General features: G+C 69.0%; 11 protein-coding genes. 6 read left to right on the top strand and 5 right to left on the bottom strand.

What is annotated here, in order from left to right; genetic code table 11:
* Positions 1-652: 652 nt before the first annotated feature.
* Positions 653-2,266: an FAD-dependent oxidoreductase gene (locus ACIQWG_RS38030; protein ID WP_404104790.1), complete on the bottom strand. Its 1,614-nt coding sequence runs from the start codon at positions 2,264-2,266 to the stop codon at positions 653-655.
* A 27-nt stretch (positions 2,267-2,293) separates the two neighbouring features.
* A complete protein-coding gene (locus ACIQWG_RS38035) occupies positions 2,294-4,696 on the bottom strand; it encodes a BTAD domain-containing putative transcriptional regulator (protein ID WP_404104793.1) in 2,403 nt (800 codons plus the stop codon).
* Between the two features lie 113 nt (positions 4,697-4,809).
* Between ACIQWG_RS38035 and ACIQWG_RS38040 the strand changes: the two genes are divergently transcribed.
* The 3 genes from ACIQWG_RS38040 (at position 4,810) to ACIQWG_RS38050 (ending at position 9,336) form a co-directional block, all read left to right on the top strand.
* On the top strand, positions 4,810-6,882 hold the full coding sequence (locus tag ACIQWG_RS38040; RefSeq protein ID WP_404104796.1) for an ATP-binding protein: 2,073 nt from the start codon (positions 4,810-4,812) through the stop codon (positions 6,880-6,882).
* Positions 6,883-6,932: 50 nt separating this feature from the next.
* A complete protein-coding gene (locus ACIQWG_RS38045) occupies positions 6,933-8,309 on the top strand; it encodes an FAD-dependent oxidoreductase (protein WP_404104799.1) in 1,377 nt (458 codons plus the stop codon).
* A 688-nt stretch (positions 8,310-8,997) separates the two neighbouring features.
* Positions 8,998-9,336, top strand: coding sequence for a WhiB family transcriptional regulator (locus ACIQWG_RS38050; RefSeq protein WP_404104802.1), 339 nt, complete (start codon positions 8,998-9,000; stop codon positions 9,334-9,336).
* 79 nt (positions 9,337-9,415) lie between these two features.
* Here the strand turns inward: ACIQWG_RS38050 and ACIQWG_RS38055 are convergent, their stop codons facing one another.
* The 3 genes from ACIQWG_RS38055 to ACIQWG_RS38065 form a co-directional block, all read right to left on the bottom strand.
* A complete protein-coding gene (locus ACIQWG_RS38055) occupies positions 9,416-9,631 on the bottom strand; it encodes a hypothetical protein (RefSeq protein ID WP_404104805.1) in 216 nt (71 codons plus the stop codon).
* A gap of 458 nt (positions 9,632-10,089) precedes the next feature.
* Positions 10,090-10,401 (bottom strand): hypothetical protein, encoded by a 312-nt coding sequence (locus tag ACIQWG_RS38060; RefSeq protein ID WP_404104808.1) that lies wholly within the window; start codon positions 10,399-10,401, stop codon positions 10,090-10,092.
* A gap of 33 nt (positions 10,402-10,434) precedes the next feature.
* Positions 10,435-11,040: a hypothetical protein gene (locus tag ACIQWG_RS38065; RefSeq protein WP_404104811.1), complete on the bottom strand. Its 606-nt coding sequence runs from the start codon at positions 11,038-11,040 to the stop codon at positions 10,435-10,437.
* Between the two features lie 451 nt (positions 11,041-11,491).
* Between ACIQWG_RS38065 and ACIQWG_RS38070 the strand changes: the two genes are divergently transcribed.
* Genes ACIQWG_RS38070 through ACIQWG_RS38080 form a run of 3 tightly spaced genes read left to right on the top strand, consistent with a single transcriptional unit; the run spans position 11,492 to position 14,249 of the window.
* Positions 11,492-12,184, top strand: coding sequence for a response regulator (locus ACIQWG_RS38070; protein ID WP_404104814.1), 693 nt, complete (start codon positions 11,492-11,494; stop codon positions 12,182-12,184).
* Entirely contained in the window at positions 12,085-13,719 is a 1,635-nt protein-coding gene (locus tag ACIQWG_RS38075) for a sensor histidine kinase (protein ID WP_404104992.1), read from the top strand. Before ACIQWG_RS38070 ends, ACIQWG_RS38075 begins: the two co-directional genes overlap by 100 nt.
* Complete coding sequence (locus ACIQWG_RS38080) at positions 13,716-14,249, top strand: hypothetical protein (protein WP_404104816.1); 534 nt, start codon at positions 13,716-13,718, stop codon at positions 14,247-14,249. Before ACIQWG_RS38075 ends, ACIQWG_RS38080 begins: the two co-directional genes overlap by 4 nt.
* The last annotated feature ends 290 nt before the right edge of the window (positions 14,250-14,539 follow it).

Here is a 14,539-nt window from a genome sequence, read left to right on the forward strand (position 1 = left end):
CGGTACTGGCGTACAGCACCGGCTTTTTTCATGCCTGTCCGAACCGACTCGCACGCGCGGGCTGGGCCCTCGAGCTGAGCCAACCGCGTGAGTCTCCAGTCACCTCCGTCAAGGCCAGGGCCATGTTGAGTCAACGGTGTTTATTGGTGCCTTGCAGTCCTCCGACTGCTGCGCAAGGAGTACGACGCCCACGTGAGCCGCTACCTGTGGGGCGGCCACTTCTGGTCCGGCTCAAACTCGCTGGAATCTGTCGCGGGCACCACTGACCGTCGTACGCCAGTACATCGAGAACCAGCAGCGCCCCGTGGGCTGAGGACAGCAGTGCGGACCCGTGCGACAGCGCATTGGGCAATCGATGATCATCTCTGCGCCCGCCGCGATACGTGAAACACCGTACGCGCTCGGCGCGTCGCTCGTTTGCGAGGGGCTGGGTTATTCCTTCATTAACGGACGGAATGTCCCGGCGGCAGTGCTGTCCCCCCTGCCGGTGGTAGACGCAGACCTCCGCGGCATGACTCCGGCGACACCGGGAGGGAGGACGCCATGGAACATGCGGTCTGGGACTGCCATGCTTGGGGCTGCAGGATGGCCGGCCGGGTGGAGAGCCGGTCGGCCCCGACGGCTGCGGACGCGATGGCCGCTGTCCGGCGCGTCAGGCGTCGGCACCGGCGATGGCGAGCAGTTCGCGGCGGGAGGGGCCTTCGTCGCTGTGCCGGGGCCCGTCCGCGCCGAGCGTGACGGTCTTCTCGACCAGGCCCTTCTTGACCAAGGCGTCTTCCGCAGTTGCCAGTGCGCAGGCGACCTCGGCCATGCCACGCAGAATCGCGGGGTCCTTCCAACGTGCTGATTCCAGGGCGACGTTCAGGTTCCAGTCGAAGTCGTCGGTTTTGTAGGTGACGCCCCGTATGTCGGCGTCGACTTCGGCGAGGCGATGCCGGTCCCAGGCAGCGAGGCTGTGCCACCCGGGAGTCAGGTGCTGTTCGGTGGCCGAGTCGAACCGCAGCGCCAGCTCCACGGGGTCGTCCGTGCCGACCATGCGCACCAAGTCCCGCAGCATGGTCGCGTGCGTGAAGCCCAGGGCCATGCCAAGGCCGAACTGTGGGTTGGTGGTGGCCCAGGCGTCGCCGACCGCAAAAATCCCCGTGGCCACGGGCAGTTCTCCGTCGATGAAACGGCGGTACTTGCTTTCCGTTCCCGCCATCGCGAGTACACCGGTGATCGGTTCGCCATGCGTCGCCCAGTGCGCGACGTCGGGATACAGAGCAACAGTCCGCTGCCAGACGTCGCTGTTGCTCAGTGCGCGCAACTCCTGGTCCCGCCCGGATGTCACCAGGGTCACCGACCAGGTGTCGTTGTCACCGGGCGCGGTGATGAGGGAGACGCTGTCGTGGTGGTACAGGGGCCAGGGTGCCTGACGGGGAAGCGTGCCGTCGGTCGAACGGAAGTGGCGGGAGTAGTAGCGAAATCCCGTCTCCGCACGCTCTGTATGGGCCGTCGCGCCGACGTCGGCGAGCAGTTCTGCCACCCGTGAATTACGGCCGCCGGCGTCGATCACCAAATTCCCCTGGAAGGATTCCCCGGTGCTGGTGGTGATCCCGGTGATGTGAGGACGTCCGGAGGTGTGTGCGTCCCCGGTGAGCAGACCCGTGACCTCGAGCCCCCGCCGAATGGTGATGCCGGGAGTCTCACGAGCTGTCGCGAGGAGTGCCGCCTCGAGAACCGGCCGTCGGGTGGCCAGCGTCTTGAACCGCGTGTCGGTGGGCTCTTCGGCGCCCGTGTTTCCGTAACCCCAGGCTCCGCCGATCATGTTGTGATCGCGGGCTCCCAGTTCCCTGAGCCGGGTCACGGTATCCGGAAGCTCGTTTGCCAGGACGCGCAGTCCGCCCGGCATCAGACAGTGAGTCAGTGCGAACTGATTGACCCCGGGACGCTTCCAGTGCGTCCAGACGTCCGTGGCGTCACCGCTGGGGTGCGCCGGGTCCCGGTCGACCACGGTGACCCGCCAGCCCTCCGCGGCGAGAAGCATCGCGGTTACCAGACCCGTGGGTCCAGCACCGACCACCAACGCATGCGTCATCATCAACTCCTGATCAGCGGCTTGGTGGTCACCTTCGCAGCCGGATCTGTTCAGTTCCCAGACCGGATTACTGTTCAGTTTTCGACTCGGAGTAAAAAGTGATTCGTCCCGTGGTGAACCAGGCCTGCCATACCGCCGTAGGCACCGATAACGGGGTGCGGCTCTTCGCCTGTTGATCGCACCCGTCATGCCCTGTTGGCCGCGTCGTGGGGGCGGTCAACAGGGAGCCAAGTCCCCCGCGCGACTCGTCGGCGGAGCCGCGAGGGAAGACAGACCACGCCACCCGCACGCGGCGGCGGTCAGCGCACACTCCCGCCGCAGGCGCAGACCTGCCGCCGACGGCGGGCGAAGCGGGGGACTTTCCGTGCTTGGCACAGTTGCGCCGTCCGGAACGCGCGCCTGTCCCGAAACATTTCGATCCCCTGCCCCTCGGGGCGGCGCCATTAATGGCGCCGCGGCGGTGCGGGACGTGGCCGCCTTCTTGCAGGCCTCGACAGCGGACACCGCCTGGGACAGCCAGCGATGAGCATCCTCCAGCCGACCCTCCTCCAGACACGCTTGGCCGGCCCGCAAGGACCTGCCGGCCAGGGCGGCGAAGTCGACCTGGGGCGAAGCCCCGCTGTGTCTGGTTGTGTCCATGGCGCCGGCGGAGGGATGGAGCGGGTCGCGGAGAGCCAATGCAGTGCGTATCGCGTGCTTCTGGGAGTGGGGTATGGCGTTCAGCAGGACCCGACGAACCAGTCCGCACGAGAAGGCGTAGACCACGGGTTCCTGCTCGGTGGCCTGAGTCGTTTCCAGGATCAGGTCGGCGTCGGACCCCGCGTCGAGCGCGCGCAACACGTCGTGCGCCGGTACCGCACAAATCCGGGAGAGCCGCGCGATGTCGATCCTGTCGCCGAGGACCGCGGCCGTCTCGAGCACTCGGCGCGCGTCGTCGTCCAGAGTCCCCAGACGGACACGTACCACGGAAGCGAGGGATGTGGGCACACGCAGTCCCGGCCCGCTGCGCCGGCGTTGGGGCAGCCGCAGCAACTCGGTGAGATAGAGCGGGTTGCCGCCGGTCAGAGCGTGGAGTTCGGCAGCGTCCGTGCCACCGTCGGCAGCGGCCACCACTTCCTCGACGTCACGGACGTTCAGTGGCCCCAGTTCCAGGTGCTCCGCTCCACGAGCGGCGAGGGCGGCCAGGAGCCCGTCCGTCCGGGCGTTGGTGGCTTGCAGGGTGCAGACCACGACCACCCCGGCCTCGTGTAGCGTCTCGGCGTAGTCGATGAGCGCGTTCAGGTCGACGGACGGCGCCCCCTGGACGTCCTCGAACAAGCAGAGCACGGGGGCTGCATCATGCCGTTCCTCCTCGGCTGTGGACCGCAGCCGGTCGAGTTCGGCAAGGGCCTTACCCGCCAGCGGTGTGCCGGCCCCCTGCCTGTCCTGTTTCGGGTACCAGCGGCGTAGGACGGTGAATCCGGCGTCTTGCGCCCGAGCGGCCAGTTCCTCGGCCAAGCGGGTCTTGCCGATACCTGAGCTGCCGGACAACGCCGCCCATGCTGTCCGGCCTGAGCGCGCGAGCGGTAGCAGTCGCAGCAGCCGCTTCTGCTCTGAGTCCCGGCCGGGTAAGGGCGCTGCCTCAGTCGGCCTCTTGGACAATTCGGCGGTCAGGGAGGCCGGGCGCGACCTGGGCACGCGCAAGGCGTCCGTGTCGTGTCTCAGGATGGCCAGATATGTGTGCGCCAGCTCGGGACCGGGGTCGGCCCCCAGATCATGTGCCAGTATGCGGCGTACCACGTCGTAGCGTCGCAGGGCCTCGGCCGCGCGCCCGGCGCTGTAGAGGGCGCGCAAAAGCGTGACCCACGATGCCTCTCGAAGCGGATCGTGACCGATCAGCTCCTCCGCGGTGGCCACTGCCTGAGCGACGTAGCCGTCCTCCAGGAGGAGCCTTGCCCGCAGTTCCTGGGCGGAGCGACGCAGCTCCCAGAGACGGTCTGACTCGCGCCGCGCGAAGAGCCTGCCATGAGCGTCTGCGTAGGGCTGGCCCCGCCACAGGCTCAATGCACGCTCCGCCTCCCGGCGCGCCGGTGCGCCCCGGCCCAAGTCAGCGAGGCAATGGGCTTCCTCGACGGCGCGCTCGAACGTCGAGATGTCCCGCTGTTCCGGTGGAACGCGCAGCGCATAGCCGGCGGCCGTGTACACCAGAAGCCGTGGGGCGCCGTTGCCGCGTGGTGGCTCAAGAGCGGACCGCAGTCTGCTGATGTGCGCATGCAGGGACGACATCGCAGAGGAAGGAGGGCTGCCGTCCCACACGTCCTCGCACAGTCGCTCCGCACACACCGGCTGGCCGTCCTCAGCGAGAAGCCTCAACAACATCACCCGTCGCTGAGGCGGACCCACCTCGACCGGACCGGAGGCGCCCCGTACCTCCAGCGGGCCGAGCAGGGCGAACGCCGGCCGGGCCGGCGCGCCGGCCCGGCCGATGCCGGGAAGGCCTGAGCCCCCCGCGCGGCTCGCGTTTTCCTCTCCGACGCTGCTCTGTAGCTGCCTGCCTGGTGTCTCTTGGCCGTTCATCGATAAGCCCCCTTGATCGCGAATGGCGAAGTCGCGGACAGGTTCCTGCTGACCGTTGCTCATCGCACAGGCCGGTCTGCTGCTCACTTCTTGCTCAAATGACGTGAGCACGTAGTGCTGTCCGGGCCCCACCCGGCCCGTGAAGCACCCCGGCGGCCGGGGCGTAATCTGACCGCATGGCATCGGGCGACGGTGGACTCCTCAGCAGCCGGCTGGTCACGGCACGTGATAGGGCCTTCGTGGGACGAGCGGTGGAACGGGCACAGTTCCGGGCCGCGCTGGCGGGTGATCCAGGTGCGCCGCCCGTTCTCTACCTGCACGGTCCGGGCGGTATCGGCAAGTCCACCCTCCTGCGGCGGTTCGCCCGCGAGGCCCAGGAGGCGGACCGCGTGGTCGTCGAGGTGGACTGCCGCACCGTCCCTCCGACCCCGGAGGCCTTCGCGCAGGCCGCAGGCGATGCGGTCGCCGGGCCCGAAGTGGTGCTCCTGGTGGATACGTTTGAACGCTGTCAGGGACTGGAGGGCTGGCTGTTCGAACACTTCCTCCCGCAGTTGCCCCTCGGCAGCGTCGCGGTGATCGCCGGACGACATGTCCTGGATCCGCGTTGGATCTCCGATCCCGGATGGTCGGAAATCCTCCACGTCATGGCTCTGCGGAACCTGGCCCCCAGTGATGCCGCTGCTTTTCTCCAGGCGCGGGGCGTGCCGGCGAGAGCGCAGAGCACGTTGCTGTCGTTCACCGGAGGCAACCCGTTGGCCCTTGCGCTGGCGGCGGCGGTTGTGGTCAACGACGACAAGAAGGGCCTGGAAACCAAACAGTGGTCGCCGAGGCAGGACGTGATCGCGACGCTGCTGCCACAGCTCATTGGTGAACCCCCCACGCTCCTGCACCGCAGGGCGCTCGAGATCTGCGCTCACGCCTACGTCACCTCAGAGGCCCTGATGCGCGCGTTGCTGGGTGAGAGCGCTCCCGAGATGTTCGCCTGGTTGCGCACCCAGCCGTTCATCGAGTCCAACAGGTCAGGCCTTTTCCCCCACGACGTGGTGCGGGAGGCCTTGGAGGCCGATCTGCGCTGGCGGGACCCAGAGGGGTTCGTCGCCATGCACAAGGCGATGCATCAGTATCTGTTCGAGCAGGTCCGGGCCGCTCCGGCCCGGCAGATGCTCCAGGCAGTGGGCGCCCTGCTGTACATGTACCGGACCGACGGCTACATGTCCGAGTTCCACCAGTGGCGCGCCGAGGGCCTTGTTCAGGACCAGCCCTGCACGCCCGCCGACGAGGAACGTGTCCTGGAGCTGGTCGAAGAGGCCGAAGGGGCCGAGTCGGCCGAGATCGCCCGGTACTGGCTCGATCGACAGCCTTCGGCCTTCCGCGTCTACCGATCGACGCAGACCGGTCTTGTCGTCGCCTGCTCTGCATGGCTGGTACTGAGCAGCCCGGAGGGTGAGGACGTCGATCCGGTCGTGGCCGCCGCTTGGGCACACACACGCGCCAGAGGCCCGCTGCGCGACGGGGAGACCATGGCCCTGGCGCGCTTCAGCGTCTACCCGCCCATGTATCAGCGGCCCACAGCGTCCATGGACCTGATGCAGTGGCGCGCCATGGGCGAGATTTTCCGGGGCGATCACCTGTCGTGGTCCTTCATCGTGATGCGGGACGACGGCTTCTGGGATGCCCACCTGGCCCACTTCGACATGCTGCCCGCAGACGTCCACCCGACAGTCGCAGACCACAGGTACAGCCTGTTCGCCCACGACTGGCGCGCGCAGCCGGTCATCGTTTGGCTGGCGGCGAAGACCGACGCGATGCTGGGCGGCGGCGGGGAACCGGATCCCGTGGCTGGCGGCGCGACACAGCACCACGGCGAGTTGGTCGTGCTGTCCCGGCCCGAATTCGACGCTGCCGTACGGGATGCCCTTCGCACCCTGCGACGCCCCGACAAGCTGGCCGAGAACCCCCTCAACCGCAGCCGCCTGGTCGTCGAGAGCGGCCGGAGTCTGGCGGAGGTCGTCCTGGGCGCCGTGGACTCCTTGCTGGCGGAGCGCGGTGGGGAAAAACGCCACCGCGCTCTCGCGACCACCTACGTCAAGGCCGTTTCCACCCAGGAAGCGGCGGCAGAGCGGCTCGGGCTGCCCTTCAGCACCTACCGCCGGCACCTGACGGCAGCCGTGGAACGCGTCAGCGATGTCCTGTGGCGACACGAGCTCAGCGGTGCCCCGATCCCGCCGCCGACCGGGGACGATCAGTAACCGATTAGAGAATCGATCTGTGAAGTGAACAGTGAACGCGCGGATATTGGATGTCGATCCTCAAGACGTGGGAAGGTCTGCTGATGCGCGTGGTGGTGTCCGGGGCGGGTCCCGTGGGGTTGACGGCCGCGCTGTTGCTGGCCGCCGACGGGCATCAGGTGACGGTCTACGACCGTCGCCCCTCCGCGCCCCACGCAGGTTCCCTGGGCGTCGCGCAAGCACACGAGGGCCGGAGAGAGTTCCTGGTCCGCCCACCGCACATCCTGCCCAGTGACGTGTTGCGAGAATTGCACGACGAATTGCCCGACATCGCTCGTGACCTGCTGGGCCGTGACGTGTGGTGGCAGGACTTCCCGTCCCTCGTCGGCGGATGGCGCGGAACCGCGCCGGGGGAGTCCGTGCCCACGGCCTTGGTTGTCCCCCAGCACGTGAGCGAGGCGGTCCTGTCGGACGCCGCCGCACGGACGCCCGGAGTCGGCATCGAGCCGGGTAACGGTGTCGCGGCACTGCTGACCGGTGCGGAACGGATTCCCTCCCGTCCTCATGTACGGGGAGTGCTCACGGACGAGGGCGAGGCCGTTTTCGCCGACCTGGTCGTCGACGCGGCAGGCCCCGAATCCCCGATGGTCAGAATGCTCGTCGAGGCAGGTGCTCCCAGGCCGCTCGACGAGCGGCAGGACATCGGATATCGGTTGTACGCTCGGCAGTTCCGGGCGGAAGAAGCACCGCATGGCCGGCCGAGGTGGTCCCTACACCCGTTTGACGGTCTCTGCGCCGGGGTGTTGTACGACGGCTTGCGGACCTGGTCCGTGACGCTGTGCGCGAACGACGAGGACGCGGAACTGTACTCGCTGGCCCAGGCCCCGCTCTGGTCCCGGGCTCTGGAACTGTATGCGCCGCACCTGCGGCTGCCCCAGGGAACGCCTGAGCCGGGGGTGGTGACCACACCACGGCGGGAAAGCCGGTACCGGCGGTTCGTCGTGGGCGGTCGGCCGGTGGCGACGGGGGTGCTCAGCGTGGGCGGAGCCTGGGCCGTCTCGCATCCGCTCATCGGTCTGGGGCTGGCGACGGGACTGACGCAGGCTCTGTTGTTGCGAACGGTGTTGCGCGGCACCGGACCGCGTGATGCCGAGGAGACGGCGCTGCGGTTCGATCGTCTCATTGAGACCACACTTGCTTCGGTCTACCGCAGGGCTGTCGCCTGGGGGGAGCGTTCCGGCGCGCCGGCGGTCGAGCCTACGGACCAGACGATCGACGGGCAGAACTCCCCGTCTGCCGACGGTTCCGCGAAGATGTCCCGGGCGCTGGTCGATTGGCTCGGGCGACTCGAAGATGTTTCCCGTGCCGCAGCCGGCACCCGTCCCTCCCATGACGACATGCTCTCGGCTGTCGGCACGGGGCCGACGCTGCCGTGCGCCCAGCTGTAATCCTGATGGTCGGCGCCGCAGTGCAAAACGGCCCGCTTTTGCGACGTTCATCGCCTCCCTGCGCAGGGAGGCGCGAGGAACTCCGAAGTAGTGGCGCCCCGTTGTAGATCCCGTCACGCTCGGGCAGTTCTACCTGCCCGAGGAAAGGGTCTATCAGGTCGTCAAAAGCAAAACCCCTTCGCCCGAGATGCTCGTGCCCCGCAGGCCGCACTTGAAGCCGGTGATCTGGCTCTGCCGGGCATGCCGGTTACCGGCCTGCTGACACGCTTGTGACGAACCGTATTCGCCGTGGATCGCGATACGGCAGAGGGCCGCGGCCGTCAGAAGAAAAGCGGTCGTCGCGACGCCGGTCAGCAGGACCCGAGAGAAGTCTGGACGTCATGGGCGTCCCTTGTCCGCTCTGAGCGGTAGGGGGCGCAGGCGGCCCGGGGTAGTTCCCTGCGGGCCGCCACCGTCGACCAAAGTCCATGGAGGCCCTTGCCCCTGCCTTGCGGTCCACGTGCCTTCTCGCCCTTCACCGCTCCGCCGGGCCGGGCACCCCGGATTTCTTGTTCGCTCCGGCCGAACCAGGCGGCTATCGGCCCCGTAGAGGGAATTGACCAGGCTCGCGACGGACCACGGTCTGTCCCACCGGCCCGCGGTTCACCGGCGCCGCCGGTATGACGACCCACCGGCAAGGAGGAAGAGTATGCGGATCGTCAGCCCAATCGTTCCCATGCCGCCGACGACGGGCACCGAACCCTGCGTAAACGCGGACTGCTTCTTCCCCGAGGACTACAGTCCCACAGGGGCCGAGGTTGTCGCGGCGAAGGCAATGTGCGGAAAGTGTCCCATCATCCAGTTGTGTCTGATCTGGTCGTTGGCACATCCGGTGTTGGCGGAAGAAGGCATCTGGGGTGCCACGACGCCCGGGCAGCGGCGAACTCTGCGCCATGAACTGCGCCACCGTCTGGGGATCGAGGGAATGGAAAAGGGTCTCCGCTCGGCTTACGAGAGGGCGATGACCGAGCACCGGGCGGCTGCGTAGCGCCTGTGCAGTGTCATGCCGGAACCGCTCGTCACGGCCTCGGGGATCGAGGCCGTGACGAGCGGCGGGCCGGCGGCGCTCACGAGGTGGTGAGATAGGGCCTCTCGATCGTCTGGGCCAGGGTGTTGTCGTCGCGGTCCGCCAGCTTCGCGCGCAGCGACACCGAGCCCGGCCGCTTCGGGTGGTGCAGCGCCAGATGCTTGCCGCCGACCGCCTTCGGGGGCTGCCAGGTCGCACCGTCGTCGTATGACACCTCGAAGGCGAGCTTCGCGGGCCGCCGCCCCGTCCGTCGCACCCTCGATCGTGAGCGGCACGTCGAACCGCTTCCTCGCCTTCGCCGTGCTGCTCAGAGTCAGGTCCGGGGAGAAACGGATCACGGACAGCGGTAGCGTGACCGGCTCGTCCTCGGGGGCTGTGACCGAGCGGAACGTCCACTCGGCACGGACACGGGTGCTGACCGGGTGCAAGGACGGATCACGGGAGTTGTCCACGGTCAGCTTGTAAGCACTGTCCCCTGCCGGAGCCGTGTACTCGGTGAGCCCGTCGGTCGGCGGGATCCCGTAGTTGTCGGAGTTCTCCTTGCCGTCTTCCTCCAGCGTGGTCCTTACTGAGGTCGTCTCCCGTACCGGATGACTCCGGGGAATCCCGGGCCCGGTCCGAGGGCCTCGGGGCCGTTCAGGACTGGGCCGAAGACTCCGACGTTGAACCGCTCCTGGTAACTGCGGCCGGCTTCCCAGGATCGGGGCATCCGCATCAAGTTCTCGGGGTGCCTCTCCTCGCCCTCGCCATCATCTGCCGGGCGCGGATGGACCACTTCACGCCGTTGTCGAGGATGCATTCGGTGCTGCGGAACGGCAGGTCGCCTCGGAGGTCCGCGGCACCGAGTACCAGCCTGTCGTCGGCGGGCCGGCGCGGAGACAGCTCGACCCGGGCGCTGAAGCCCTCCACTTCGCTCGTGTTCTCGGCCGCCGGGTCCGGCGCGGTGATGTCGACCGGCTTCGCCCGCCGGGCATCGACGCTGACCGTAGTGTCGCGGTCCAGCCGCATCCTGGGTTCGACCAGCACGGCGTGGGTTTTCGAACGTGAGGTACGGGTGGATCACGCCCTCAAGCGCGTTGTCGCCCTTGGGCAGCCGCACCGTGAGCTCGCCGTCCTGTTCGTCGTGAACGTGCCAAAGAAGTCCCTGTCGAAGCCCAAGACGGAGGTGGCGGCGTCACCGGTCGGGCTACCGCTCTCGTCGATGTGCTTCAGCGTCAGGTCGTACGACTCCACCTCGCACTCCACACCGACAGCGGTCCGCACCTGGACCCTGTCGTCGGCCGAGGTGGCGGACACAGCGCCGCCGAAGCTGCCGTCGGTGGTGCCGACGCGGGTGTCCGCGGTGACCTCGGCGCTCGCCCCGCCGCCCACCGAGACGGTGATCCGGCCGGGGGAGACGGAGAACATGCACTCAGCCGCGGGCTTGCCGTCCACGGTGAGCGCGCCGGCGGAGAGGCCCAGGGTGACCGGCTCGGTCCCGAGGTTGCTGTAGGTGAGCTTCGTGACGACCGGCTTGTTGTCGTCGTGCGGCCATAGCTGCTTGCCGAAGTCGAGCGGCCCCTGATCGGTGACGACGCTCTGGTCCAGCGCCCGGACCAGGTCGGTGCGGCCGGTGCCCTGCTGGAAGGAGCTGTACGCGCCCGGCTTCGCGGAGGCGGTGAGCACGGCCTTGATGCGCTCGCCGCTCCAGTCCGGGTGCTGCTGGGCCGGCAGAAACTCCTGGTCGGTTGGGGAGCAGTGATGAGTTGATCGTGATGTGGCGCTGAGGGGGATCGGCTGGTCCAGGTGACGAGGCCGACGGCCCCGCGGACGACGCGCGCCGGAACGCCGAGTGTCCGTCGGCGGCCGAGCCGCCCCGGCTGGCCAGGATCCAGCCCCGCCGCCACCGCGAAGCCGGGGCCTCGAGCACGGCCGGACAGCTGGTCGGCCGCCTCGGCCGCCTCGGCCCGCCGCACCCCCGCTTTGACACCATGCGTGGGTGCCTCAGGGCGACGGTGAGCAGGGGCGGATCTCCCCCGGTACGTGATCACGACGACTCACCGTGCGCCGGCCATTTGATCAAACCCGGCCCGGAAGGTAACGGATTAATAACGGAGATGCTGTGGATACTTGGTGCATGCCACGCGTGCTGCTGATTGAAGACGACCGCGCCGTCCGTGAGGGCGTGGCCCTGGCTCTGCGCCGTCAGGGCCACGAGATGGCCGCCACCGCGACCGGAGAGGAGGGACTTGAGCGCCTGAGATCCTTCCGTCCGGACATCGTGGTTCTCGACCTGATGCTGCCGGGCATGGCGGGACTCGAGGTGTGCCGGGGCATACGGGCCGTCGACCAGACACTGCCGATCATCATGGCGACCGCCCGGGGAGACGAGGTGGATATCGTCGTCGGCCTGGAGGCGGGAGCGGACGACTACGTCGTCAAGCCCGTGCCGGCGCGGGTGCTCGACGCCCGGATCCGCGCGGTCATGCGCCGCGCGAGCGGGGCCCCCGCCGAGACCGGGCTGCCGAAGATCGACACATACGGCGACCTGGCCGTCGACCGGGCCGGCCTGGCGGTCACGCTGAACGGCGAGCCGGTCGCCCTCGCCCCCTCTGAGATGCGGCTCCTGCTCACCCTCTCCGCTTCGCCGGGCCAGGTGTTCAGCCGGCAGCAGCTGCTGGAGGCCGTCTGGGAGCACGACTACCACGGAGACGCCCGGCTGGTGGACGCCTGTGTGAAGCGGCTGCGCACGAAGCTGGACGAGCCGCCGCGGGCGCCTCGCTACATCCACACCGTGCGGGGTTTCGGCTATCGGTTCGCGGCGCGGTGAAGTGGCGGAAGACCCCCGGCGTGAAGCAACAGCAGACGCCTGGCATGAAGAAGACGCATCCGCTGAAGACCGGCGGACTGCGAACGCGGCTGGTGGTGGCGTTCGGGCTGGTGGCCGCCGTAGCCGCCGCCACGACCGGGGCCCTGACCTTCCGCGAGGCGCGTACCGGAGTCCTCCAGCAGAGCCAGGACTCCGTGATACGCCAGCTGCGCACCCAGATCGGCCAGCTCGCCCCCGAACTCGTCTACCCCCCGACCGAGTCGGCGCTGCGGCGGTTCGCGACCGCACTGGCGGCCACCGAGGCGCCGGGGAACTGGCGCGTGCTGGTCACATACCGGGAGCTGAGTGCCGTATCCACCCCTGGGGACCGCGTCGAGGAACTGACGCCCGCCCTGCGCGAGGCCGTGGGCTCCCGCCGGACCACCGTCTTCCAGCGGGTGCGCTCGGGCGGCCATACCTCCCTCGTGGTCGGCACGCCGGTTCTCTTCGACGCCGAGAACGCCTCGGATGTCTCCGGAGTCCGGGTGTTCCTCGTCGTCCCGCAGACGGCGGAACAGGCCTACGTCGACGCCCTGGTGACCGCCGTGGAACGGGCCATGGTGCCGGCGCTCGCGCTCGCCGTGGCACTCGCCCTGTTCGCCGCGCGGGGCGTCCTGCGGCCGGTGCGGGCGCTGCGCAGCGCTACTCGTAGCATCGCCGAGGGCCACCTGGACACCCGGCTCGAGGTCAACGGTTCGGACGAACTCGCCGATCTGTCGCACACGTTCAACGAGACGGCAGCCGCGCTGGAGGCGTCGGTGGCCGAGCTGCGCGAGATGGAGGCGCGGGCCCGGCGCTTCGCCGCGGACGTCTCGCACGAGCTGCGCACCCCGCTGGCCGCGATGTCCGCGGTGACGGACGTGCTCGACGAGGACGTCGTCCGGCTCGATCCGGACACGGCCACGGCGGTACGCCTGATCAGCGAGGAGACGGTCAAGCTGACCTGTCTGGTCGAGGACCTGATGGAGATCTCCCGCTTCGACGCGGGCGCGGCCGTGCTGCACCTGTACGAGATCGACCTGGCCGAGTCGGTCCGCCGCACGCTCGCCTCCCGGGGCTGGTCGGACACGGTGGAGACATCGCTGCCGCCGCCCGACGCACTGCGCGGCCGAGTCGACCCGCGCCGGCTCGACGTGGTGGTCGCCAATCTGGTGGCCAACGCGCTGCGGCACGGGGCGCGTCCGGTGCGGGTGCGGGTGGACGAGACGACCGGCCCGGTGCGGTGGGCGGTCATCGAGGTGCGGGACAGCGGTCCCGGCATTCCCGACGACGTGCTGCCGCATGTCTTCGAGCGGTTCTACAAGTCGGACGCCGCCCGGACCCGCTCCGAGGGAAGCGGCCTCGGTCTGTCCATCACCGCCGAGAACGTCCGCCTGCACGGCGGCACCGTCGACGCGGCGAACCATCCGGAGGGCGGGGCCGTCTTCACCGTACGCATCCCGTTGCGGCCGGACGAGCAGTCCCGGGACAACGGTCGTGAGGTGGTGGGGTCGTGAGAGCGTTTCGTCGAGTCACGCTGCTGGTGGCACCGGGACTGCTCGCGCTCACCTCGTGCGGGATCCCCGCGACCGGGGTGGTGGAGGCCGGCGGTCCGGCGAGCGGGATCAGATCCATCACGCCGCTCTACTTCGTCCAGGATGGCGGGCTGGTCGCCGTGGACCGCCCGACCGAACGCCCCGGAGACCCCGCTGAGGCACTGGAGCTGCTGCTGAATGGACCGCAGCCCGGGGAGGCGAGCAAGGGCGTGAAGACCGAATTGCCCGGACCGGTGGTCGCGGCGGTGAGACCGGACACGCCCTTCAACGTGGAGATCACGCCGACCGTGTCGGTGACGGGAGACACCGTCGTAGTCGAACTGCCGTCTTATGCAAGAGAGTTGTCCGGCCTGGCGCGGGCACAGCTGACATGCACGGCCGCCGCGGCGTACCGCATCTCCACGCCGTCCGCCGGCAGGGTGACGGTCGAGGTGACGGACGGTGCCGGTCGGCGGGCCGAGGGGACGGATGACCGCTGCCCCGAACGCTGAGCCCAGCCGGCCAACGCCGGCCGCTCGCGGTCGACGGCGGTGATCGCGCGCCGCCGGACAACGGACGGGCGTCGGTGCGCCCGGCTCGCGCGTATGAGGACGCGCCGCCCCAACCGTCACTCTCACCTCTCCCTTCGCCCGCCACCGGTGAACCTCGGTCCCCAACTCCTCGTAGGCAGGTCCGAACAGCGCTTCGCGCGCGAGGACGAGAGTGACGAGATACAGGGAAGGGTGGCCACAGTGAACTGGCGCACCGTACCGGTGGCTTTGACCGTAGCGGCAATCACACT

This window comes from Streptomyces sp. NPDC098781, from assembly GCF_044759995.1.
Classification (GTDB): Bacteria; Actinomycetota; Actinomycetes; order Streptomycetales; family Streptomycetaceae; genus Streptomyces.

What these genes read in the sequence shown, in the direction of transcription:
- ACIQWG_RS38030 (WP_404104790.1), bottom strand. Translation starts at nt 2,266, where the DNA reads ATGACGGGTGCGATCAACAGGCGAAGAGCCGCACCCCGTTATCGGTGC.
- ACIQWG_RS38035 (WP_404104793.1), bottom strand. Translation starts at nt 4,696, where the DNA reads ATGAGCAACGGTCAGCAGGAACCTGTCCGCGACTTCGCCATTCGCGAT.
- ACIQWG_RS38040 (WP_404104796.1), top strand. Translation starts at nt 4,810, where the DNA reads ATGGCATCGGGCGACGGTGGACTCCTCAGCAGCCGGCTGGTCACGGCA.
- ACIQWG_RS38045 (WP_404104799.1), top strand. Translation starts at nt 6,933, where the DNA reads ATGTCGATCCTCAAGACGTGGGAAGGTCTGCTGATGCGCGTGGTGGTG.
- ACIQWG_RS38050 (WP_404104802.1), top strand. Translation starts at nt 8,998, where the DNA reads ATGCGGATCGTCAGCCCAATCGTTCCCATGCCGCCGACGACGGGCACC.
- ACIQWG_RS38070 (WP_404104814.1), top strand. Translation starts at nt 11,492, where the DNA reads ATGCCACGCGTGCTGCTGATTGAAGACGACCGCGCCGTCCGTGAGGGC.